This window comes from Streptomyces crystallinus (genome assembly GCF_039521265.1).
GTDB lineage: Bacteria > Actinomycetota > Actinomycetes > Streptomycetales > Streptomycetaceae > Streptomyces > Streptomyces crystallinus.
The window spans coordinates 499,080-519,801 of the sequence record NZ_BAAACA010000014.1 but is presented as its reverse complement, the minus strand read 5'-3'; the positions used below and the strand labels follow the sequence as shown (position 1 = coordinate 519,801).

General features: G+C 72.7%; 15 protein-coding genes. 8 read left to right on the top strand and 7 right to left on the bottom strand.

All coding sequences use genetic code 11. From position 1 onward, the window contains the following. Nucleotides 1–146: 146 nt before the first annotated feature. Nucleotides 147–1,583, bottom strand: a complete 1,437-nt coding sequence (locus ABD236_RS12950; RefSeq protein WP_344073698.1) for an amidase — start codon at nt 1,581–1,583, stop codon at nt 147–149. A 134-nt stretch (nt 1,584–1,717) separates the two neighbouring features. Here ABD236_RS12950 and ABD236_RS12945 point away from each other — a divergent pair, with 134 nt between their 5' ends. Beyond that, entirely contained in the window at nt 1,718–2,332 is a 615-nt protein-coding gene (locus ABD236_RS12945; protein ID WP_344073697.1) for a TetR/AcrR family transcriptional regulator, read from the top strand. Nucleotides 2,333–2,511: 179 nt separating this feature from the next. Next, nucleotides 2,512–3,006 (top strand): hypothetical protein, encoded by a 495-nt coding sequence (locus ABD236_RS12940; protein ID WP_344073696.1) that lies wholly within the window; start codon nt 2,512–2,514, stop codon nt 3,004–3,006. 5 nt (nt 3,007–3,011) lie between these two features. Here the strand turns inward: ABD236_RS12940 and ABD236_RS12935 are convergent, their stop codons facing one another. Further along, the gene (locus ABD236_RS12935) at nt 3,012–4,385 is read right to left on the bottom strand and encodes a cytochrome P450 (RefSeq protein WP_344073695.1); all 1,374 of its coding nucleotides are present in this window, start codon (nt 4,383–4,385) and stop codon (nt 3,012–3,014) included. Between the two features lie 232 nt (nt 4,386–4,617). Here ABD236_RS12935 and ABD236_RS12930 point away from each other — a divergent pair, with 232 nt between their 5' ends. After that, nucleotides 4,618–6,003 (top strand): endonuclease/exonuclease/phosphatase family protein, encoded by a 1,386-nt coding sequence (locus tag ABD236_RS12930; protein WP_344073694.1) that lies wholly within the window; start codon nt 4,618–4,620, stop codon nt 6,001–6,003. Nucleotides 6,004–6,097: 94 nt separating this feature from the next. After that, nucleotides 6,098–6,862, top strand: a complete 765-nt coding sequence (locus tag ABD236_RS12925; RefSeq protein ID WP_344074220.1) for a MerR family transcriptional regulator — start codon at nt 6,098–6,100, stop codon at nt 6,860–6,862. Nucleotides 6,863–6,933: 71 nt separating this feature from the next. Here ABD236_RS12925 and ABD236_RS12920 read toward each other — a convergent pair whose 3' ends face one another. The 3 genes from ABD236_RS12920 to ABD236_RS12910 form a co-directional block, all read right to left on the bottom strand. Beyond that, complete coding sequence (locus ABD236_RS12920; RefSeq protein ID WP_344073693.1) at nt 6,934–8,154, bottom strand: serine hydrolase domain-containing protein; 1,221 nt, start codon at nt 8,152–8,154, stop codon at nt 6,934–6,936. A 176-nt stretch (nt 8,155–8,330) separates the two neighbouring features. Continuing rightward, nucleotides 8,331–10,580: a YcaO-like family protein gene (locus ABD236_RS12915; RefSeq protein WP_344073692.1), complete on the bottom strand. Its 2,250-nt coding sequence runs from the start codon at nt 10,578–10,580 to the stop codon at nt 8,331–8,333. Nucleotides 10,581–11,085: 505 nt separating this feature from the next. Then, nucleotides 11,086–11,535 carry a hypothetical protein gene (locus tag ABD236_RS12910; protein ID WP_344073691.1) on the bottom strand — a complete coding sequence of 150 codons (450 nt, stop codon included), beginning with the start codon at nt 11,533–11,535 and terminating at the stop codon, nt 11,086–11,088. Nucleotides 11,536–11,708: 173 nt separating this feature from the next. Here ABD236_RS12910 and ABD236_RS12905 point away from each other — a divergent pair, with 173 nt between their 5' ends. From ABD236_RS12905 to ABD236_RS12890, 4 genes are all read left to right on the top strand, one after another. Next, nucleotides 11,709–11,876 carry a hypothetical protein gene (locus ABD236_RS12905; protein WP_344073690.1) on the top strand — a complete coding sequence of 56 codons (168 nt, stop codon included), beginning with the start codon at nt 11,709–11,711 and terminating at the stop codon, nt 11,874–11,876. Between the two features lie 86 nt (nt 11,877–11,962). Next, nucleotides 11,963–13,837: an SMI1/KNR4 family protein gene (locus ABD236_RS12900; RefSeq protein ID WP_344073689.1), complete on the top strand. Its 1,875-nt coding sequence runs from the start codon at nt 11,963–11,965 to the stop codon at nt 13,835–13,837. A gap of 112 nt (nt 13,838–13,949) precedes the next feature. Further along, nucleotides 13,950–14,780, top strand: a complete 831-nt coding sequence (gene nadE, locus ABD236_RS12895; RefSeq protein ID WP_344073688.1) for an ammonia-dependent NAD(+) synthetase — start codon at nt 13,950–13,952, stop codon at nt 14,778–14,780. Nucleotides 14,781–15,199: 419 nt separating this feature from the next. Then, entirely contained in the window at nt 15,200–17,398 is a 2,199-nt protein-coding gene (locus ABD236_RS12890) for an MMPL family transporter (RefSeq protein WP_344073687.1), read from the top strand. 84 nt (nt 17,399–17,482) lie between these two features. Here the strand turns inward: ABD236_RS12890 and ABD236_RS12885 are convergent, their stop codons facing one another. Both ABD236_RS12885 and ABD236_RS12880 read right to left on the bottom strand, forming a co-directional pair. Next, nucleotides 17,483–18,715 carry an acyltransferase family protein gene (locus tag ABD236_RS12885; RefSeq protein ID WP_344073686.1) on the bottom strand — a complete coding sequence of 411 codons (1,233 nt, stop codon included), beginning with the start codon at nt 18,713–18,715 and terminating at the stop codon, nt 17,483–17,485. 119 nt (nt 18,716–18,834) lie between these two features. Then, nucleotides 18,835–20,715 carry a DHA2 family efflux MFS transporter permease subunit gene (locus tag ABD236_RS12880; RefSeq protein ID WP_344073685.1) on the bottom strand — a complete coding sequence of 627 codons (1,881 nt, stop codon included), beginning with the start codon at nt 20,713–20,715 and terminating at the stop codon, nt 18,835–18,837. Nucleotides 20,716–20,722: the final 7 nt, after the last annotated feature.

The window sequence follows — 20,722 nt, the reverse complement described above, 5'->3', positions numbered from 1 at the left end:
GGTACCGGGTGAGTGCAGCCTAGAACGTGTACCCCCCAGGGGCGGCCTCACCGCCCCGCCCTGGTCGGACCGGGCCCCCGCGCCACGACGCGGTCACCGCCCCGACCGGAGCGCGGGCACCCGATGGTTCCGCCCTGACGGGAGCGCTAGCGCCCGATGGTTCCGCTGCCGCGCGGATCCACCGGTGTCAGCACCCCGAGCCGGTCCTCGACCGCCTGCGCCGCCTCCAGGCACAGGTCCTCGCGGAAGGCGCGGCCGATGATCTGCACCCCGCAGGGCAGCCCGTCGCTCAGCCCGGTCGGCACGGCCACCGCCGGTACGCCGACGAAGCTCGTCGCCGTGCACAGGCGCATGCCCGAGGCCACCCGGTCCCGGCCCGCCCGGTCCCGCGACTCCAGGCCCGGCTCTACCGGCGGCTCGGTGAACGACGGGCCGAGCGCCAGTGGGTAGGCGTCGAGGAACTCGGCCCACGAGCGGCGGATGTTCATCCAGGCGCCCATGAGTTTCATGAGCTGGTCCACATCGGTGACCGGCGGGGTCCGCTCCATCGCCATCGCGATATAGCGGTGACCGCCGTCGCCCAGGAGCGTGCGGACCACCGGCCAGTTGGGAGCGAACTCGGTCACGGTGATCCGGTTGTACGCCTCCAGCGTCTCGTCCAGCCTCGGTACGTCCGCCACCTCGCGCACGTCGTACCCGGCGTCCCGCAGCGCCTCGGCCGCGCTCCGGACGGCCGCGGCGATCGCGGGGTGGACGCCGTGGCCGCCCGGGTCCGCGACGACGGCCACCTTCACCGGTCCGGGCAGCGGGGCGCCGTGGGCGGGCGCCGGAACCGTGCGCGGGTCGCGGGGGTCGGTCCCGGCCAACGCCTCGTAGGCCAGGCGCAGATCGGCCACGGTCCGGGCCAGCGGGCCGTCGGTGACCAGCATCTGCGTGGCCGGGCCCGGGTCGTCCGGGCCGAGGACGCGGTGGTCGGCGGGGAAGCGGCCGGGCGTCGGCTTGAGGGCCGTCACCCCGCAGAACTGGGCGGGGATACGCACGGACCCGCCGGAGTCGTTGCCGAGGCCCAGCGCCGCCATACCCGTGGCGACGGCCACCGCGTCGCCGCCGCTGGTGCCGCCGGGCGTCCGCGCGCGGTCCCACGGGTTGGCGGTGTCGCCGAACAGCTCGCTGCGGGTGTGCATACCGGCCAGGATCAGGGTCGGCATGTTGCTGTGGCCGATCGGGATCGCGCCCGCCGCTCGCAGCCGGGCCACCGGGGGCGCGTCGTCGGCGGCGACCAGGTCGGCGAAGCGCCGCACGCCGAAGGTGGTCGGCACGCCCCCGATCGGGGTGGACTCCTTCACCGTGAACGGTACGCCCGCGAGCGGCCCCAGCACCTTTCCTTCGGCCCGCCCGGCGTCGGTCCGCCGCGCGGCCTCGCGGGCGCGCCCGGCCAGGAGCTGGGTGACGGCGTTCACCCGCGGGTTCACCTCGGCGATGCGCTCCAGATGGCTCTCCACCAGCTCGACGGCGGAGACCTCCCCCCTCCGTACGGCCGCCGCCTGCGCCGCTGCCGACCTCCGCCACAAAGCGTCCTGCATGGTGCGCACTCTCCCGTACTCGTTCCGATGCGGTTGCATCGAAACAGTAACCCGGGTTCCGATGCAATCGCATCGAATAAACTGCGCGGAGCGCGACGGGCGCGCTGAGCACGGCTGACGGAGGCGAGCGGGGCATGCCCAGACAGGTGGACCACGAGGGCCGGCGGCGCCAGATCGCCGAGGCCGTGTGCCGGCTCGCCGACGAACGCGGTCTGGAGGCCGTGACCCTGCGCGATGTCGCCGCCCGGGCGCAGGTGTCGATGGGCGCGGTGCAGCGCTGCTTCCGCACCAAGGAGGAGATGCTGGTGTTCGCCCTCGGCGCCGTCGGCGAACGCGTCACCGCGCGCGTACGGGCCCGCCTCGTCGCGAGCCCGGCGCAGTCGGCCGCGTCCGCCCTCGGCCACGCGGTCACCGAGGTCTCGCTGCTGGGGGAGGAGCACCGGGCCGAGGCCAGGGTGTGGCTCGCCTTCGTCGCGCAGGCGGCGGTGAGCGAGGCGCTCGCGGGCACACTGAAGGCCAACTACGCGGCGCTGCACGAGGCGTTCGTACGCCTCATCGCGGAGGCCGACGAGAGTGCCGGTCACGTGGAGCCCCTCGATGCCCAGCACGAGGCCCGGGTACTGCTGGCCCTCGCCGACGGCCTCACCGCGCACGTCCTAGTTGGCCATCTCACCGCGCGCCAGGCCCAGGACGTGCTCCACACCCATGTGGGCCGCCTGTGGCAGCGGCCGACCGTCACCCCGGGCTGAACGACCAGCGGCAGGACCGGTCCCGGTGAGGTGTGTGGTGCGAGGGCGGGCGCGGAGTCGTCCGGCCAAGGCGTGTCTGGGTACGGTGTCGTGGGCCGGGTGCGCCGCACCGGCCGGAAAGAGGGAGTTGCGTAGTGGAAGCGTCACCATCCCCTGGTGCCGACCGCAGGGTCGGCAGCATGGTCGGACTCTTCTGGATCAACGGGGAAGAGATATACCTGGGCACCCCGCCGGCGGCGGAGGGATCGGGCGTGCTGCTCACCCCGGCGGGGGTGCGGATCACCGGGGATGCCTCGCGGGAGTGGCCCTGGCCGGCCGTGCTGGACCTGCGGGTCGAGGACGTGCCGGTCCGCTCCGCGGTCGTGCGGTGGGCGAGCCGGGCCGCGTCGGTGGCCGCCGCCGCCCTCGACGCATGGGTGCCCGACGGCCCGCCGGAGATGACGGTGGCCCTCACCACGGCGGAGGGGGAGCGGACCGAGACGCCGGTGTACGCGGCCGCCGCGACCGCCTACACCCAGCGGGAGGTCGACCTCTCGCTGGGGCTGCTCGCCCGGTTCACCCGGGGCGAGGCCTCGCCCGCCACCCTGACGGCCTGGTGGAACGAGGTCCGGCCCGGCGAAGTCCTGCGCTCCCGCGACCGCGAGGCCGTACTGGAGAGCTGGCTGACGGTGTGAGTCCGTCAGCCTGACGCCTCCGTACCGGCCGGTGTGTTGCGGGCCGTGCACGTCATGTGCAGCGGGCCCGGCCCCAGCGTGCCGCGCACCCGTACGCGCAGCGTGGCCTCCGGGTCGGGGGTCAGCTCCCAGCGGGCGCACACCGTGGCCAGGGCCAGCGTCATCTCGGTCAGCGCGAACTGGTCCCCGATGCACTTGCGGTTGCCGCCGCCGAACGGCACATGGGCGCCCCGGGGCAGGGCGTCCACCTCGGTGGCGGCCCAGCGGTCCGGGTCGAAGCGCTCGGGATCGGGGAACAGATCGGGCTGGTGGTGCAGGAGGTAGGCGCTGTAGAGCAGCGCGGTGCCCTTGGGCAGGGGGTGCCCGGCGAGGGTGGTGTCGGCCGTGGTGACACGGGTGAAGAACCAGCCCGCCGGGTACATCCGCATCACCTCGTGGATGATCCGCTGGGTGTGGGCGAGCCCGTCGAGGTCGGCGGGTGTGGCGGTGCGGCCCGCCAGCGTCGCGTCCACCTCGGCGTGCAGCCGCTCCCGTACCCCGGTGTCCTGGCTGATCAACCACAGGGCGAAGGCGAGGGTGTTGGCGGTGGTCTCGAAGCCCGCGCCGATCATCACCATCAGCTGGTCGCGGACGTCCTCGTCGGACATGGGCTCGCCCGTGTCGTCGTCGTGGGCGTTCAGCAGCATCGACACCAGGTCGTGCTCGCCCGGCTTCGCCCGGCGCTCGGCGATGATGGCGTCGATGGCGCGGTGCAGCCGCGTACAGGCGCGGCGGTAGCGCCGGTTGGCCTTGGTGGGCAGCCGGTAGAGCGGTCCCAGCGGCAGCATCACCCGCTGGTAGATGCCGTCGATGACGGTGTGCAGGCTCTCCAGGACCTCGGCCACCGCCGAGTCCTCCGCCTCCGCGGCCAGCACGCTGCGGGTGACGATGCGCAGGGTGAGGGTGGTCAGCGCGGCGGTGACGTCCAGGCGCTGTCCGGGCCGCCAGGAGGTGGTCATCCGGTTCACCTCCTCGCCCATCACCACCGCGTACCCCTCGATGCGGCCGGGCTGGAAGGCGGGCTGCATCTGACGGCGCTGCCAGCGGTGTTCGCGCCAAGGGGCCATCGGCAGACTGCTGCCGAACAGCACCCGCGCCTTGTCGAAGAACGGGCCGCCCTTGTCGAAGGTCCGCGAGTCGGTGAGCATCTGGTGCGCCGCGTCCGGGCGGCAGACGACATAGGCCGGCCAGGGCCCCATCCCGATCCGTACGAGGTCCCCGTGGGCCGGCAGCGAGGACAGGAACTCCAGCGGACGGGCGTGGAGTTGCCAGGCGTGGCCGAGCAGCGGCAGGCCGCCGGGCGCCACACCGGCGCGCGCCGGTGAGGGGGTGGTGGTCACAGCAGGACACCTCCGTGGGAACGTGCCGGACGCCGGGCGTGGCAGGCCGTCGGCTTCCGACTATCCTCCCCACGCACCCGTACGGGAACCCGGCGCGAAGCAGCCCGCGAGGGCGCGGCCGGGACGGACAGCAACCCCTGGTCCGACGGGGGCGGAGGTGGCCGTGGCGGCCCGGCGGCGGGGACCCCGAACCCCTGGCAGGTCCACATCAGCGGTTCTCTATCCTCCCGGTATGGAAAATCGTCTGCGCCTCCCGCGGCTGCTGGCTGCCGCGCTGATCGGGGCGGTCCTGCCGGCCCTGTTCGGCGCGCCCGCCACGGCGGCCGCGCCCCCGCTGCCCAACACCTCGAAGTCGGCCGGACAGCAGTGGGAGCTGCTCTCGCTCGCCACCGCCAAGTACGTCTCGGTGGAGGCGGCCAACGGCGACGAACTGCACGCCCGGGCGGGCACCCCCGGCGTCACCGAGCAGTTCACCCTGCACACCGACAACGTGGCCAAGGGGGCGACGGTCTCCCTGCGCTCACAGGCCAACGGCGAGTACGTGGCCGCGGAGTTCGGCGCCGGGGCCGAGGGCCGGTACGGAAAGCTGCGGGCCCGCACCGACGGTCCGCCCGCCGGGTGGGAGAAGCTGGAGCTCGTGCCGCAGCCCCAGGCGGGCGCCGACGTCTACGCCCTGCGCTACCACGACGGCACTCAGGAGCGCTATGTGACCGCCGACGCCTCGGCGACCGGCGACGGGCTGCTCCAGGCCCGGGCCACGGCGGTGGCCTCGTGGGAGCTCTTCCGTCTGGTGGCCGTCGCGCCGCCCGCCGACCCGTCGCCGCCGCCGGCCGCCTCTCCCCGCGCGATCAAGGCGATGACCTGGAACGTGTGCGGCGACAACAACAACGCCTGCGGTTTCTACCACACGGCCGCGGGCCCGCTGGCGGACCAGATCGTGGCCCGTGCGAAGACCGCGGGAAACGCCGATGTGATCATGCTTGAGGAGTTCTGCGAGAAGTTCGCCAAGCCCGTGGAGCTGGCCCTGGAGACGCAGTTGGGCGGCGGCTGGGACGTGCGGTTCGCGCCGGTCCAGTACGAGGTGCCCGGCACGAAGGTCAAGGCGCAGAAGAACTGCCGGCCGGACGCTGCGGGAGCGGACCGGGGAGCCTACGGTGTGGCGCTGGCCGTGCCGGAGGAGAACACCTGGTACCGGGCGGTCGAGCTGCCCTCGCCGCCCGGTGTCGAGCAGCGCACCGGGCTGTGCGCCACCGTGGTGTCCTGGGCGGCCGAGGTGTGCGCCGCGCACTTCAGCACGGGCGGCCCCACCTACGACGACCCCGACCGCACCTACCAGCCCCAGCAGGCGGACGCGCTGCGCCGGGCCGCGTCGCTGCCCGGCTACCGGCCGCTGCTCGGCGGGGATCTGAACGCCGCGCCCGCCACGGGTGTGCCGGCCGCGCTGTACGCCTCGTACGAGGAGTGCGACGCGCACTCGGCGACGCCGAACCGGCCGACCGCGGGCAGCAGCAAGATCGACTACCTGTTCGGCGGCGGCACCTGGAGCGGCTGCGGTGTCGCGACGGACACCGGCTCCTCGGACCACCGGGCGGTGTGGGGCACGCTCACCCTGTCCTGACCCGCTCCGGTTGCGGCTTGCGGTTGCCGCAACGTCAACTTCTAGTGTCCTCGGTGTGGCCGGAAAGACCGGCCCGGTGAAGGGAGGCACGGCGATGGCCTGGTCGATCGCGGACGTGGCCCGGATGTCCGGAGTGACGTCCCGGACGCTGCGGCACTACGACGAGATCGGGCTGCTGCCGGCCGCGTGGATCGGTTCCAACGGGCACCGCCACTACGAAGAGGCCGACCTGCTGCGGCTCCAACAGATCCTGCTGATGCGGGAGTTGGGCCTCGGACTGCGTGAGATCCAGGCGGTCCTGGACAGCCAGGTCGACCGGGTGGCGGTGCTCCGCGAGCACCACCGGCGGCTGCTCGCGGAGCGGAACCGGCTGGAGACGCTCGCCCGGACGGTCGGGCGCACCATCGCCGAACTGGAGGAAAGCGAGGACGACGCCGTGACGAGGATCAACAGGCCGGAGAACCTGTTCGAGGGGTTCGAGCCCACCACCGCCGAGACGGAGGCGGAGGTGCGCGAGAAGTGGCCGCAGGCCTGGGAGCAGTCCCGGCGGGCGGTCGAGACGATGACCGCCGACGACACCGAGCGCTGGCAGCGCGAGGTGACGGCGCAGATGATCCGCTTCGCGGAGTTCATGGTGGCCGGCACACCGGTCGGCGACCCGGCGGTGCAGGCCGAGGTGGAGCTGCACTACCAGGGCGTATGCCGCTTCTGGACGCCGAACGCGGCCGCGTACAAAGGCCTGGCGCGGACCTATGTCGACGACCCGCGGTTCCGGGCAAACTTCGACAAGATCGCTGACGGGCTCGCGGCCTACCAGCGGGACGCGATGGACGTCTACGCCGACGCCCGGCTGGACTGACCGGCCCGAGGGGGGCTTCACCGGGGCGGGCGGGCCGGGCGGTGCGCCCGGCCCGCCCGCCCCGTCCGTCGCTAGCGCTGCGGCTCCAGGCCCCAGATGTTCTTCGGGGTGATGACCTGTGTGATGGCCGTGCCGAGGACGGTGCTGGGCTCCTGGCCCTTGTAGAGGATGTCCGTGTTGAGCAGGGCCACCAGCGTCGCCTTCTGCTCCGGCAGATAGATGGTCAGGCTCTCGTACCCGGGCAGTGAGCCGTTGTGGCCGGTCCATCCGTTGACGTTGACGATGCCCAGCCCGTAGCCCGCGCCCGGAGTGCCGGTGGGGAGCACCTTGAGCCGCTCCGCCTGGGTGGCGCGCGAGAGCAGGGTGCCGGTGGCCAGGTCCCTGGCCCAGTGCTTGAGGTCATCCAGGTCGGAGATCATCGCACCCGCCGACCAGGCCCAGCTCGGGTTCCAGTGGGTGCTGTCCTCGACCTTGCCGGAGAGCGTCTGGTTGGTGTAGCCGTGCGGGTACGGGCGGGGGAACTCCTTGCCCCGGGGGAAGAGCGTGTGGTCGAGGTGGCTGGGCGCCAGGACCCGGTGCTCGATGACGTCCCGCACGCTCCTGCCGGTCACCTTCTCGACGAGCAGACCCAGCAGGATGTAGTTGCTGTTCGAGTACTGGAACTTGGTGCCCGGCGCGAACACGTTGGGGTGCCGGTACCCGTACGCCAGCAGCTCCTTCGGTGTGAAGACGCGCTGGGGGTTGCTGAGGAAGTCGTGGATGAAGCCGTTGTCCATGCTGTACGGGAACAGTCCGCTGCGCATGTCGAGCAGATCGCGCACCCGGATGTGGTGCCCGTTCGGGACGCCCTTGATGTACGTGGAGATCGGGTCGTCCAGACGGACGCGGCCGTCGTCGACGAGTTCGAGGACCGCCGTGGCGGTGAACGTCTTGGTCTCGCTGCCGATGCGGAACCGCATGTCACGGGTGATGGGCGCGCCGGTGCGCTTGTCGGCGACGCCGAACGCACGGACGTAGCTGCCCTTGCCGGGCAGCCACACACCGACCTGGACACCCGGGATGCCCGCCTTCTTCATGGCGTCCCGCACCGCCCTGTCGAGCCTGGCCCGCAGCTGCGGGCTCAGCTCGCCGCGCGGGTACAGATAGTCCTCGCCTGCCCGGGCGAAGGGGCCGCCGGGCGGGGCGGCCTGGGCCGGGGCGACCGCCGCCGGCAGCAGTCCCACGGCGGTGAGCGTCGCCGCGGCGAGCCCGAGGGCCGCCTTCGTCCGGCGGGACAGGGAGGGTCTTGTCATGGTCGGGCCTCTCGTTCTTCCGTTCGTCTGCCGAGCAGATCGTCCGCGATGAGAGGCTCGCCTCCGTGTCGTTCGGGCGGGTGATACGGGTGAAATCACGGCGATCCACCCGATCGGCCCTCGTACGCGCGGGTGGGCACCGCCGGGGTGGCGGTGCCCACGGGTTGCCCGACGTGTCAGGCGTGGGGGAGGGGGAAGTAGTTGAGGTCCTCCTCCGCCAGGGGGTGTTCGCGCCAGCCGAGGCTGACCGGCATGTCCTGGATGCGCCTGCGGCCCAGGAACGGGAAGGCCGCGGGGAAGTTGGGGACGAGGCCGGGGATGAGGACGCGCAGGACGCGGAATCCGGTCTTGGCGACGTCCTGGGTGGTGATGTCGACGTAGATGATCTCGTAGCCGCGTCGCTCGACGGTCTTCTGGTACGTGTCCAGGCCCCGGTCGGCGAGGCGGGGCAGCGAGTCCATCGAGCGGCTGGTGGGGGCGTCGACCCAGGGGCGCACGATGTCGGCCGCGCGCGGGTCGAGGAAGATCTGCTCCTGGCAGAGCAGGTCGTTGACGTCGTGGAAGTCACTGGCGTAGTCGTCGAGGTAGGCGCGGTCCTCGCGCCACGGCTTGACCCGGGCGCTGGTCCAGCCCGCCGCGACCGCCTCCCGGAACAGCCCCTGGGGGTCGTCGAAGTCGCGGGTGCCGTCCTGGAGGGTCAGGCCCTCGCCCCAGGCCTTGCGGGCGGCCTCCACCGGGTCGGGGCGGGCGCCGAAGCCGATGGAGAACAGCTTCTCCACCTCGTTCTCGACCACCCCGGCCATCACCGGCATGTCGAACTCGTTGTCCAGGTGGATGAGCCAGCCCCGCTGGCCGAGCTCGGTGGGGCGCCCGGCCCAGAGCGCGGCGAGCTCCGCGGTGGGCTCGACCTTGGGCAGCGGGTGCCGGTTCATCCACCAGATCATGGTGGCGTCCCGCTCGATGATCTCCTCGATTCCCGAGACCAGGGCGTGCTCCAGGCTGCGCCCCGCGGCCAGGCCCGGGTAGTAGAGGAAGTTGGTGGGCGGCACCTGGGCGTACTGGTCCATGTACCAGTTGACGTACACCAGGCTGGCCGGCACCCACATCGGGCGGTCCTGGGAGAGGGAGTGGCCGCGCACCCAGTGGGTGGTCCGGTCGTGGGTGAAGCGGACGAACGGGAAGCCGGGGCTGTCGTAGAGCCGGTCCGAGTAGAGGACCAGCCGCTCGGGGTCCAGGGCGCGCTCGCCGGAGCGCCGCAGCTCGCGGTAGGAGGCCTCGCGCACCTCCACGGAGTCCGTGACGCAGTTCCCGCAGTACCGCTCGACCGCCTCGCCGATCGCGGCGCCGCGCGCGGCCCGGAAGTCGCGGAAGGAGGTGCCGCCGCAGACGACGTTGCTGGACCAGGTGTACAGCCGCCGCATGTCGGCGACGTTGGTCTGTACGGTGACCAACTGGTCCGGGACCGAGGGGTGGTGGTCGAAGACCTGGTGGGTGGCGATGAGACCGGTGCGGTCGTCCAGGAGGTAGCGCTCGCTCAGCGGCGGGGTGTCGTCGTCGATGGGGCGGTCCGGCAGCGGCAGCAGGGGGTGGCGGGAGGTGGTCAGCTCGACCGGGTCGAGCTCGATCTCCGCCCACAGCGTCAGCGCGGTGACCCCCGCGATCCACCGCTCCACGTCGATGAGCAGATACGAGAGCATCCACAGCAGTTCGGACTGGGTGGGGCGGGCCGCCTCGCCGAACACCGCGTCGCCGGTGAGCGCGGTGTGCACGTCGACCCGCTCGGCCACGGTCAGACGCCGCCCCAGCAGGTCCCGGTAGTCCGGGGTGCGCCCGGGCGCGACGGTGGGACCGGCCCAGCCGCGGCCCTGGCTGAGGTGGAACGAGGACCAGTTGACGCCCTGCTCGGCGCAGAAGTCGTTGAGGTACTCCAGATAGTCCAGGTCGAAGCGGTCGCGCAGGGCCAGTACCAGCGGGTCGCGGCCCGAGTGCGCCTCCAGCGCCCGGGCGAGCCCGCCGGTGGTGGTGACCTCGACGGAGGCGAAGTGGGCGGCGGCCGGGCACTGCTGGAGGACCTCGGTGAGCTCCGCGTCGCCGGTCAGGATCAGCGGGGTGGCCGCCACCCGGTCGGGCTCGGGCCGGGTGCCGTCGGCGAAGCGCAGCCAGCGCCCCTCGCCGTCGAGGGGGGTGCCGCGGCTCAGGGCGCCGAGCTCGGTCAGCTTCTCCAGCACCTCCCGGTACCCGGCCGGGTCCGAGGTGGCCTCGGTGACCTCCTCCGCCGTCCTCGTACCGTCGCAGCGGGTGAGGACCGCGGCCACGTCCTCGGGTGACGCCTTGATCTCGAAGAGACCGCCCCGGGGGGCGATGGCCAGGGTGTGCCGCGGTGCACCCGGGCCGGGTGGTACGAGCGGCCGTAGTTCGCAGTTCACCAGACGGAGCCCACCGGTCCGCGGTGTATGACTGACTGCCAGGACCTCTGTCACGACTTCCTCCAACCTCCAGAAGTCCCGGGAGCCGCCGGGGACGACGGCTCCCGGGACCGGCCGCCCGAGCGGTCAGTCCTTCTTCCAGGTGAACACGGGAGCGATACCGGAGTGGTGGTGTGCCGGCGGGTACATCCGGCGGGCCCGCTGGAACTCGACCTGCTTGATCATGGGGTTCTCCTCTCGGATACGCGGCTCACGTCAGATACGTATGTCGCCGCACGCTGCGAAGCGTCCCCGGAAGGCTATGGCAGGCCGTCACACGGGCCGTATCCCGAAAACTGGGGGATGGCCCCGGCCGCGAGGGCCGACGTATAAGTCAACAGGCCCTGGGCGCGGCGGGGTTGAGGGCCGGCCGTCGCGGTCGCCGGCCCGGCCCGGAGGACTCCGCCAGGTCCGTCAGACTCTGAAGACCACCGGGTCCGTCAGCGCCTGAACACCATCAGCCCCGTCAGAGCCGGAACACCACTCCACGCCAGACCCACCCCGCGCCCAGGACCGCACCCCGCAGTGGGTCCTTCATCCGCGCGAAGTCGAAGCGCGCCCCCTCCGACTTCGTCAGGCGTCCGTCCTCGCCGCGCTCGATCGTCCAGTCGCGGGCGGTGGTGGTCAGCTGCCCGCGCGAGTACTCCCGCGTCCTCGCGTCCCACTGCTCGTTGAGCGCCCGCACCTCGTGTTGCTCCGGCACCAGCCGCATCCGGGTCCGCACGGTGATGCCCAGCTCCCGCACCCGCCACATCGCCACCAGGTCGGCCCGCTCGGTCGGGACACCGTTGCGCACGACGAACGGCACGTCCGGCCCGTTGACCGCGAGCAGCGCGGCCCGCACCTCGGCCGCCGAACGCACCGCGACACCGGTGTCGGGGTATCTGGTGCCGGTGAGTCTGTCGAGAATGCCCATCGGGACAACGTACGGATGCCGGGTTGCCCTGCACAAGATCGGGTAACTCATCCGTCCTGATGGGGCAGGTCCACCCGGACGGGGCATCCTCTCCACCTTCGGCGGGCAACTCGCTCGCACCGCCGCTATGTTGGCCGCTCCATTCGGCATCCCGGAGTCGCCATGGAGGCGCCGTGAAAGTCTTCTGGGTCCTCTTCGCCCTCGCCCTCACCGCGCTCGCGCTGGGCGGGTTCATCAGCGCGGTGAAGGACGTCGACAAGGCGAGCCGGATCGGCGACCTGGTCACCAGCGCCGTGCTCGCGCTGGCGGCCCGGGGGAGCTGGAGACGCGTGGGGGCATGAGGGCCTCAGGGCGGTGAGACCGGGACGGACACCGTACTCGCCCCGCTCCCGGGGGAGTTGTCAGTGGTGGGTGTCACCATCGGGACATGATGCGATTCGAATGGCGGCCTTTCCTAGAGCGTTGGAGTGCCGAGTGGGCCGATGCGCAGGACCCGGACGTCGAACCGGGAGACGGTGAGCGGGCAGCCCGGGAGGCGCGCTGGCTGGGGTTCGAGGCCGTCGACGAGGAGCGGCTCGTGGCGCTCGAGGAGCGGCTCGGACGGGCGCTGCCCCCGTCGCTGAGGTCGTTCCTCCAGGTCAGCGACGGCTGGCGGAACGCGGGGCACTTCGTCTACCTGCTGGCCGGGGCCGAGCGGATCGACTGGTGCCGGGATCCGCACGGGCTGGGCGACATCTGGCGCGAGTCGCTTGCCGAGGACGCGGACGACGAGGAGGCCCGGGAAGCCGGGCTGTGGGAGCGCTCGCTCCAACTGGCGGCGGAGTCCGACATGGTGGACGTCCTGCTGGACCCGGAGGACGTGGACGAGCGCGGTGAGTGGGCCGTTTATACGTACGCCGGCTGGCGCGGGTCGCCACCCCAGCGGCACGGGTCGTTCAAGCACTTCATGGAGGACATGTACGAGGAGTTCCTCGCCATGTCCGCAGGCCGGCCCGGCTTCGCCAACGACACCACGCGGGCCCTGGACGCCGGGGTGGAGCGGGCGCGCGAGGACGCCCTGAGCGGTGCGTACGAGGCGGCGGCCGGGGCGCTGGCCGAGGCGATGGCGTGCGGGCGCCCCCGGGCCGCGCGGATGCTCGGGCAGATCCAGACGCTGTCCGGGACCGGCGGCGGCTCCGAGGACGGTGCCTCGCTGCACGACCCGTACGTCGCCCGCGAGGCGATGCCGCTGAGCTGCGCGGACCAGGTGCGCTCGGGACGCGGCGACGACACGTGGTTCCTCAGCCGGTATCCCGAGGAGGACCGCGAGGCGGTGGCGCGCGTGCTGGAGCGGATACGGGAGGGGACGTACGCGTACGAGGCGTCCGGCGCGTTCGGCGAGGCGGTCGTCGCGGCCCGCGAGCTGGCCCGCCAGGCCCGGCCCGAGGCGGCCTGGCGGACCCTGGCGGCGGCCGTGCCCGCCTGGCTGCCCGTCGCCCCGGACCACATCGCGCCCGTGGGCCTGCTGGCCGACTCGCTCCTCGGCCCGGTCCTCACCCCGGACCGGGGGCGTGCGCTGCTGGCGACCGCACGCGCCGGAGCCGGGGCGCCCGCCGCGCTCCGCCCCGGCCCGGCGGCCGTCCCGGCGGCGGAGGCGGCCCCGCCGGACGCCGACGGCCTGGGCTGGCTCGCAGCCCCCGAAGCGCTGCGGCTCGGGTTCCGGCTGGTGCTGGTGGAAGGGGTCGACCCGGCCGGGCTGCATGGGCGCATGGGCTCGGGTGAGCCGGTGCTCCCGGCCCTGACCGGCTTTGACGCCGGATTCCGGCACCGACCCCGGGATGCCGAGAAGTGGGAGGACAGGGTGGTCGTCCGCACCGGCAGCGCGGGCGCGGGCTGGAGCTTCGCCCATGCCGCGTGCGGGACAGACGCTCGCTCCTCGCGCTTCGTCTCCCCGGCCGTGGCAGCCTCCCACGGCACCCGGGCGCTGACGGTCGTCGCCGACAGCGCGAGCGACCAGCGCGACGGCCGACCGGAGACCTTCCACCTCTCCCTCGCCGAGGACGGCCGGCTCGTCCACTCCCTCACCGTCCACGGCGACGAGGTGATCTCCACCGGTCACCTTCCCCCGTATCTCGCACCGGACGGGACCGGCTCCGACCTGCGCCGGGCCCTCGAGACGACAGCCGAGGCCTTCGGGGTGAGCGTGTCCGAGGAGGCCGTGCTGCGCGGGCGCCTGGACGGCTTCAAAACGGTCTCCTGGCTGCGGGAGCCCCGGGAGGGGGAGGCCTGGGTGTACATGACCGTGAGCCGGGCGGGGGACTGAGCGGGGCGGGCGGCCGCCGCCGGTGGGACGGCAGCGGCCGCCCCGGCCCCTCGCACGCCCCCTGGGTAGGGTGGTCGCGACAGCACCCCGTGAAGCGCAATGAGGAGCAGACGTGAGCGAGCCGGCGTCCATCGCCCTGCAGCAGGAGATAGCCCGGGACCTCCAGGTCGCCGAGACCTTCGAGGCCGAGCGGGAGATCGAACGCCGCGTGGCCTTCCTCGCCGAGCGGCTGACCTCGACCGGGCTGCGCTCCCTCGTGCTCGGCATCAGCGGCGGCGTCGACTCCACCACCACCGGCCGGCTGTGCCAGCTCGCCGTCGAGCGGGCCCGGGCCGCCGGGCACGAGGCGCGCTTCTACGCGATGCGGCTGCCGTACGGCGTCCAGGCCGACGAGCACGACGCCCAGCTCGCGCTCGCCTTCATCCAGGCCGACCATGTGCTGACCGTGGACATCAAGCCCGCGAGCGACGCCGCCATGGAGGCCGCGCTGGCCGCCGACGTGAGCTTCCGCGACCCCCGCCACCAGGACTTCGTGCACGGCAACATCAAGGCCCGCCAGCGCATGATCGCGCAGTACGCGGTGGCCGGTGCGCACGACGGCCTGGTCGTCGGCACCGACCACGCCGCAGAGGCGGTCTCCGGCTTCTTCACCAAGTTCGGCGACGGCGCCGCCGACCTGGTCCCGCTGACCGGTCTGACCAAGCGCCGGGTGCGCGCTGTGGCGGACGCGCTCGGCGCGCCCGCCGAGCTGGTGTGGAAGACCCCGACGGCCGACCTGGAGACCCTCGACCCGGGCAAGGCCGACGAGGACGCGCTCGGCGTCACGTACGACGACATCGACGACTTCCTGGAGGGCAAGCCGGTCGACCAGCGGGCCTTCGAGACGATCGTCCGCCGCTACCGGCTGACCGAGCACAAGCGCCAACTGCCCGTAGCCCCGTAGCCCCGTAGCGACGTCACCCCCCGTAGGCGGGGGTGTGGCCCCGGGAGTGCCCCAGGCACTCCCGGGGCCTTTTCGTTTCTCCGGGCGCCGTCTGCGGGAAGTGTCTCCCCCCTGTTTCTCCGACGCGCAAGGACGCGGCGTTCACGAAGCACCACCGAGGCACACCGCGAACCGTTGCCCGGTCCCTCGCCGCGAGGGTTTGATCGGAGTGCCTGGTCAATCCGCCGGTGACGGGAAGGTGTCACCGGCCACGCCGTTGCCCGGTCTCCCCGTGCGGCAGCGGCCGTGGGCGAGCCCGCCTGACCAGCCGAAGGCGCGTCACGGTCGGACCACGCCGGATCCCCGGCGCCCCCTGACGACCTCCCGGCATGCCACCGGAGCCGTGACGCGCTGCCCCGCTCCGACCGAGAGGCACACCCATGCTCGACAAGCTGGCCGCGCTGGTGACCGTACGCCGCAGACTCGTCCTCCTGGTGAGTGTGCTCTTCTGCGTGGTGGCGGGCGGCCTGGGTGCCTCCGTCGCGACGAAGCTCTCCGCAGGCGGCTTCGACGTACCGGGCGCCGAGTCCACCCGGGCCGCCGCCACCCTCGACCGGCGCTTCGGCAGCGGTGAACCCGACCTGGTGCTGCTCGTCACGGCGCCGGGCGGCGTCGATCGCCCCGATACCGTACGCAAGGGAGAGGAGCTGACCGCACGGCTGGCCGCCGAGCCCGGTGTCCAGGAGGCGGTGTCGTACTGGACGCTCGGCAAGGCCCCCTCGCTGCGCGGCGAGGGCGCGGCCTCGGCTCTCGTGCTCGCCCACCTCAAGGGCGACGAGGACCAGGTGGGCAGGTATCTCGACCAGCTCCGACCGCGCTACGAGGACGGCTATCAGGGGCTGACGGTGGAGTTCGGCGGGCGCGCCGAAGTCGCCCGGGAGCTCAACGAGCAGATCCAGAAGGACCTCATGCTCGCCGAGGCGCTGGTGCTGCCCCTCACCCTCCTCCTCCTGGTGTTCGTCTTCCGGGGGGTGATCGCTGCCCTGCTGCCGCTCGCCCTCGGCGTCGTCGCGATCATCGGCGCCCTCGCCGTGCTGCGGCTGCTGACGCAGTTCACCGATGTCTCGGTGTTCGCGATGAACCTGACCACGGGCCTCGGCCTCGGCCTGGGCATCGACTACAGCCTGTTCGTCGTCAGCCGGTACAGAGAGGAGCTGGCCACCGGCGCCACCGTGAGCGAGGCCATCGCCACCAGTGTGCGCACCGCCGGGCGGACCGTCCTGTACTCAGCGGTCACCGTCGCCCTGTCGCTGTCGGCGCTGCTGCTGTTCCCGATGTACTTTCTGCGCTCGTTCGCCTACGCGGGCATCGCCGTCGTCGCCTTCGCCGCGCTGTCCGCCCTGGTGCTGCTGCCCGCGCTGCTCGCCGTCCTCGGCACCCGCGTCGACAAGTGGTCCTGGAACAAACCCAGGAAGGCGCCCGGCGGGCAGAACCTGTGGTCCCGTCTGGCCGCCTTCGTCGTCCGCCGCCCGGTGCCCATGGCGACGGGCGCGATCGCCGTCCTGCTGCTGCTCGGAGCTCCCTTCCTGGGCGTCAAGCTCAACCTCGCCGACGAGCGGGCGCTGCCCGCAGACGCCGAGGCACACCGGGTCAACGCCGCTCTCCTGCGCGACTACCCGGCCCGCGAGACCGATCCGCTCCTGGTCGTCGCCGAGAACTCCGGGGCGCCGCGCAGCCGTGCCGACGACATCGACGCGTACGCGAGGCGCCTGTCGGCGCTCGGCCATGTCTCGCGGGTGGACGGCTGGACCGGCTCCTACGCCGACGGCCACCGGATCGCCCCGCCCACCGCCTCGCGGCAGCGTTACGCGGCCAAGGAGGGCACCTGGCTGTCGGTGGTGAGCTCCGTCGACCCGTACAGCGAGGAGGGACAGGCGCTGGTCCATGACGTCCGTACGGCCGAGGCGCCGTTCGACGTCACCACGGCGGGGACGGCCTCGGCCTTCCGCGACACGATGGACGCCCTGACCGGCCGCATGCCCTACTGCCTGCTGCTCATCGCGGTGACCACGTTCGTCCTGCTCTTCCTGCTCACCGGCAGTGTGGTGATGCCCGTCAAGGCGATCGTGCTCAACCTGCTCAGTCTCACCGCCACCTTCGGCGCCCTGGTGTGGGTCTTCCAGGACGGCCATCTGCGGTGGCTCATCGGTGACTTCACCCTCACCGGGGGTGTCGTCGCCACCACCCCCATCATGGTGTTCTGCCTGGCGTTCGGCCTCTCGATGGACTACGAGGTGTTCCTGCTCTCCCGTATCAAGGAGGAGTACGACGCCACGGGTGACACCGTGGGGTCGGTCGTGCGGGGGCTGGGCAGGACCGGTGGGATCGTCACCGCCGCGGCCGCGCTCGTCGCCCTGGTCTTCCTTTCCTTCCTGACCTCCGGCATCACGTACATGAAGATGCTCGGCCTGGGCCTCGCCCTCGCGGTGGTGGTGGACGCCACGCTGGTGCGCGGGGTGCTGCTCCCCGCGTTCATGCGGCTGGCGGGGCGGTTCAACTGGTGGGCGCCGGCCGCTCTCGTACGGGTGCACCGGCGCATCGGGCTCCACGAGGGCGCCACTGAATCCCGTACACGCTGACCTCTCGCACACACCCTGATCTCCCGCACGCAAAGGGACCGCCGCCGAGTTCATCGGCGGCGGTCCGTTGCTGTGGAAGGGGGCTCAGCGTGCCTCGGCCGCGCCCTCCCCGTCGAGGCGGTCCGCGCCGACCGACTGCCCCGGGCACGTACGGGCCGGGCACTCCCGGCAGGCCGCCCGGTGGCCGGCGTTGCGGCGGGGGCGGCGCCGGCCCCAGTGCCGCATCATCGGGCGTTCCACCCCCACGTACAACAGCCAGGCCAGCAGCAGTGCCACGGCGAACAGCGGTCCCAGGACGACGACCTGGTCCACCAGGGCCATACCGCTGAAGTGCGGGATGCCCAGCAGTTTGGCGCCGTAGTCGATGACCGGCTTGTGCACCAGATACAGGGCGAAGGAGATCTCACCGAGCCGGACGAGGTACGGGTGGCGCAGGGGGGAGGGGCGTCCCTCGACGTCCGCGACCGCGCCCGCGCAGATCAGCATGGCGATCGGGATGACCGTGGCGGCGGAGAAGGAGTACAGGCCGGATCCCATCGACAGCCAGTAGGCGAGTACGAACAGGACCGCGGCGGGCGCCATGCCGAGCTGGACCCACCTGCCCGTCGCGACGACCCGGGCCAGGACCATGCCCAGGGCGAACTCGAAGGCCCGCGCGAGCGGGAAGAAGCCCACGAACCAGGCGTCGTTGTCGAGGTAGGGGAGCAGCGGGGACATCGGCTTGCCGTTGGGGACGAAGTGCTCGGCGACGGTCGGCAGGGTGAAGATGACCGCGACCAGCGCGGCGGCCGCCCACCACAGGTATCTCGGGGGGATGCGGCGGATCTGCGTCAGGAGCAGGGGGAAGGCGAGGTAGAAGAACACTTCGCAGGAGAGCGTCCAGCTCACCGGGCTGACCGCCGTGGTGAGGTCGAAGCCGGGGATCCACGACTGGGTGAGCGTCGCCGTCGGCAGGATCTGGGCCGCGACGATCGCCTTGCCCGTCAGCAGCATGAGACCCGCGTGCGCCGCGCCGACCAGCAGGTGGTTGGGGAAGATCTTCGCGGCGCGGGCCCGCCAGACCGCTCGCGCCGGGGTGCCGGGCCGGGCCGACCAGGTGAGGACGAAGCCGCTGAGGACGAAGAAGAACGAGACGCCCACCTGACCGAGGTTGCGCCAGAAGTCCGGGTTCCCCCGGATGTAGAGCGAGAAGTGGCAGAGCAGGACGGCGGCCGCCGCCACGAAGCGCATTCCGGTGAGCGTGGGAAGCCTGCGGGCCGGGCTGTCGTGTGCGGCTGGGGCTGTGCCGGGTGAGGTGAGCTCCTGGGGAAGCGACATGGGTTTCTCCTTGTCCACGGTTGGTCTGTCGGGGAGTTGGGGTGGGGTTTCTCCGGGGGTGGTGCTTGGTTCCGCTCCCGCGCCGCGTATACGTACGCACCCGCCACGGGAACGGAAGGTCAGGGGAGGACCGGCGGGCGCCAGGTCCTGCGTCGGGAGCGGTGTGGGGTGGCCCACCGCTCGTTCTGCGCGGCGATCGCCGCGCGGACGGAGTCGGCCAGCCCCGAGGGTGTGGGCGCCGGGTCGTCGGCGCCGAGGTGGCGTCGCAGGGTCCGGCGCAGCTCGGCCGTAGGGTCGCGGGTGCCCTCCGTCGGCCGGGTCGGCAGCCGCAGTTCGGCGCCGACGGCCGCGGCGAGCCCGGGGGAGTCGTCGCACACCACGTACTGGACGGAGGCGAGGCCCAGGCCGTGGGAGCGCAGCCCGGCCAGCAGGCGGGACCACGCGGCGGAGCCGTCGGGGCCGGCCACCTCGAAGCCGATGACCTCGCGGCGCCCGCGCGCGGCGACCCGGGTCGCGGTGAGGATCTGCACGGCCTGGTAGCCGTCGCCGCCCCGGACGACGGCGGGCAGGGTGTCGAGGCGCAGGACGGCGGTGCGGCGGGGGTGCCGGGTGCGCGGTGCGCCGGGGGTGAGTGTCGCGGCGGCGACGGCCGCGAGGAACAGGACGCCGGAGGTCAGGAGCGTCGTGCTGTGCAGGGCCGAGGCGTAGTCCGTGGCGCCGCCGGGCCGGGCGGACTCGGCGGTGGGCGGGCCGCTCTGACGGCTGATCAGCGCTCCGACGGCGGCGCCGCCGAGGAGGCCGCCGACCTGGCGGCTGGTGTTGAGCACGCCGGACGCCGGGCCCGCGTGCCGGCTGTCGACCGCGTCCATCGCGATCTTGGTGAGCGGGGCGAGCGCGGAGCCGATGCCGAGATCGGCCAGGAGCATCGCCGGGAGCAGCTCCCAGGGGTCCATGCCCGGCCGGGCCTGCGCCCCCAGCAGGGCGAGTCCGTACGCATAGGTGAGCAGACCGGCGATGACGAGGGGTTTGCCGCCGATGCGGTCGGCGAGGCGGCCGGAGATGTGGGCGGCCGCCGCGGCGGCGAGCGGGGTGGGGGCGGTGAGGAGGGCGGATCGCAGCGCGGTGAGGTGCAGTTGCTGTTGCAGCAGGAGCGCGATCGGGGTGGCGCTGCCGATGACCGCGAAGTGGACGGCGGCGCCGATCCCGTTGGCCACGGCGAAGTCGCGCCGGGCGAACAGGGCGTGCGGCAGCAGCGGGGAGCGTCTGTTGCAGCGCTGCTGTACGAGGAAGAGGACCAGGAAGGCGACGCCCGCGCAGAGGGCCGGTCCGCGCAAGGGCTGTCCGCTGCCGAGGAGGGCGAAGGTGAGGGTGGTGAGGCCGGTGGTCACCAGGGCCACGCCGAGCAGGTCGGTGCCGCGGCGGCCGGTCGGTGGCGGCGCCGGGAGCAGAGTGGCGGAGAGGAGGAGCACCGCGATGCCGACGGGCACGTTGATCATGAAGATCCACTGCCAGCCGACGCGGGTCACCAGCACCCCGCCGAGGAGCGGACCCGCCACGATCGACAGGCCCATGACGCTGGTGAGGGCGCCGAAGGCGGCTCCGCGTCGGCGGGTGGGGAACAGGGCGGCGATGAAGGCGCCGATCTGCGGCGTCACCAGGGCCGCCCCGAGGCCCTGGAGGGCGCGCCAGGCCAGGAGTTGGCCCACGCTCGCGGCGCAGCCGCACAGGGCGGAGGCGGCGGTGAACAGGGCGAGCCCGACGAGGTGGACCCGCCGGGGGCCGTAGCGGGTGCCGAGCCGCCCGGCCGGGATCATGAAGACCGCGTAACTGATCAGATAGGCGTTGACGACCCAGAGGACCTGGTCCAGGTCGGCGGCCGTCGCGCGCATCATCGCCGGGATGGCCACGTGCACGATCGTGGTGTCCAGCACGATCATGAAGAAGCCCGTGCAGAGGACGCTCAGCGCGACCCAGGGCGCGCGGCCGTGGTCCTGCTCCATCACGACT

Coding starts and splice junctions, on each gene's coding strand:
- ABD236_RS12950 (WP_344073698.1), bottom strand. CDS start 1,583: ATGCAGGACGCTTTGTGGCGGAGGTCGGCAGCGGCGCAGGCGGCGGCC.
- ABD236_RS12945 (WP_344073697.1), top strand. CDS start 1,718: ATGCCCAGACAGGTGGACCACGAGGGCCGGCGGCGCCAGATCGCCGAG.
- ABD236_RS12940 (WP_344073696.1), top strand. CDS start 2,512: ATGGTCGGACTCTTCTGGATCAACGGGGAAGAGATATACCTGGGCACC.
- ABD236_RS12930 (WP_344073694.1), top strand. CDS start 4,618: ATGGAAAATCGTCTGCGCCTCCCGCGGCTGCTGGCTGCCGCGCTGATC.
- ABD236_RS12925 (WP_344074220.1), top strand. CDS start 6,098: ATGGCCTGGTCGATCGCGGACGTGGCCCGGATGTCCGGAGTGACGTCC.
- ABD236_RS12920 (WP_344073693.1), bottom strand. CDS start 8,154: ATGACAAGACCCTCCCTGTCCCGCCGGACGAAGGCGGCCCTCGGGCTC.
- ABD236_RS12910 (WP_344073691.1), bottom strand. CDS start 11,535: ATGGGCATTCTCGACAGACTCACCGGCACCAGATACCCCGACACCGGT.
- ABD236_RS12900 (WP_344073689.1), top strand. CDS start 11,963: ATGATGCGATTCGAATGGCGGCCTTTCCTAGAGCGTTGGAGTGCCGAG.
- ABD236_RS12890 (WP_344073687.1), top strand. CDS start 15,200: ATGCTCGACAAGCTGGCCGCGCTGGTGACCGTACGCCGCAGACTCGTC.
- ABD236_RS12885 (WP_344073686.1), bottom strand. CDS start 18,715: ATGTCGCTTCCCCAGGAGCTCACCTCACCCGGCACAGCCCCAGCCGCA.
- ABD236_RS12880 (WP_344073685.1), bottom strand. CDS start 20,715: ATGGAGCAGGACCACGGCCGCGCGCCCTGGGTCGCGCTGAGCGTCCTC.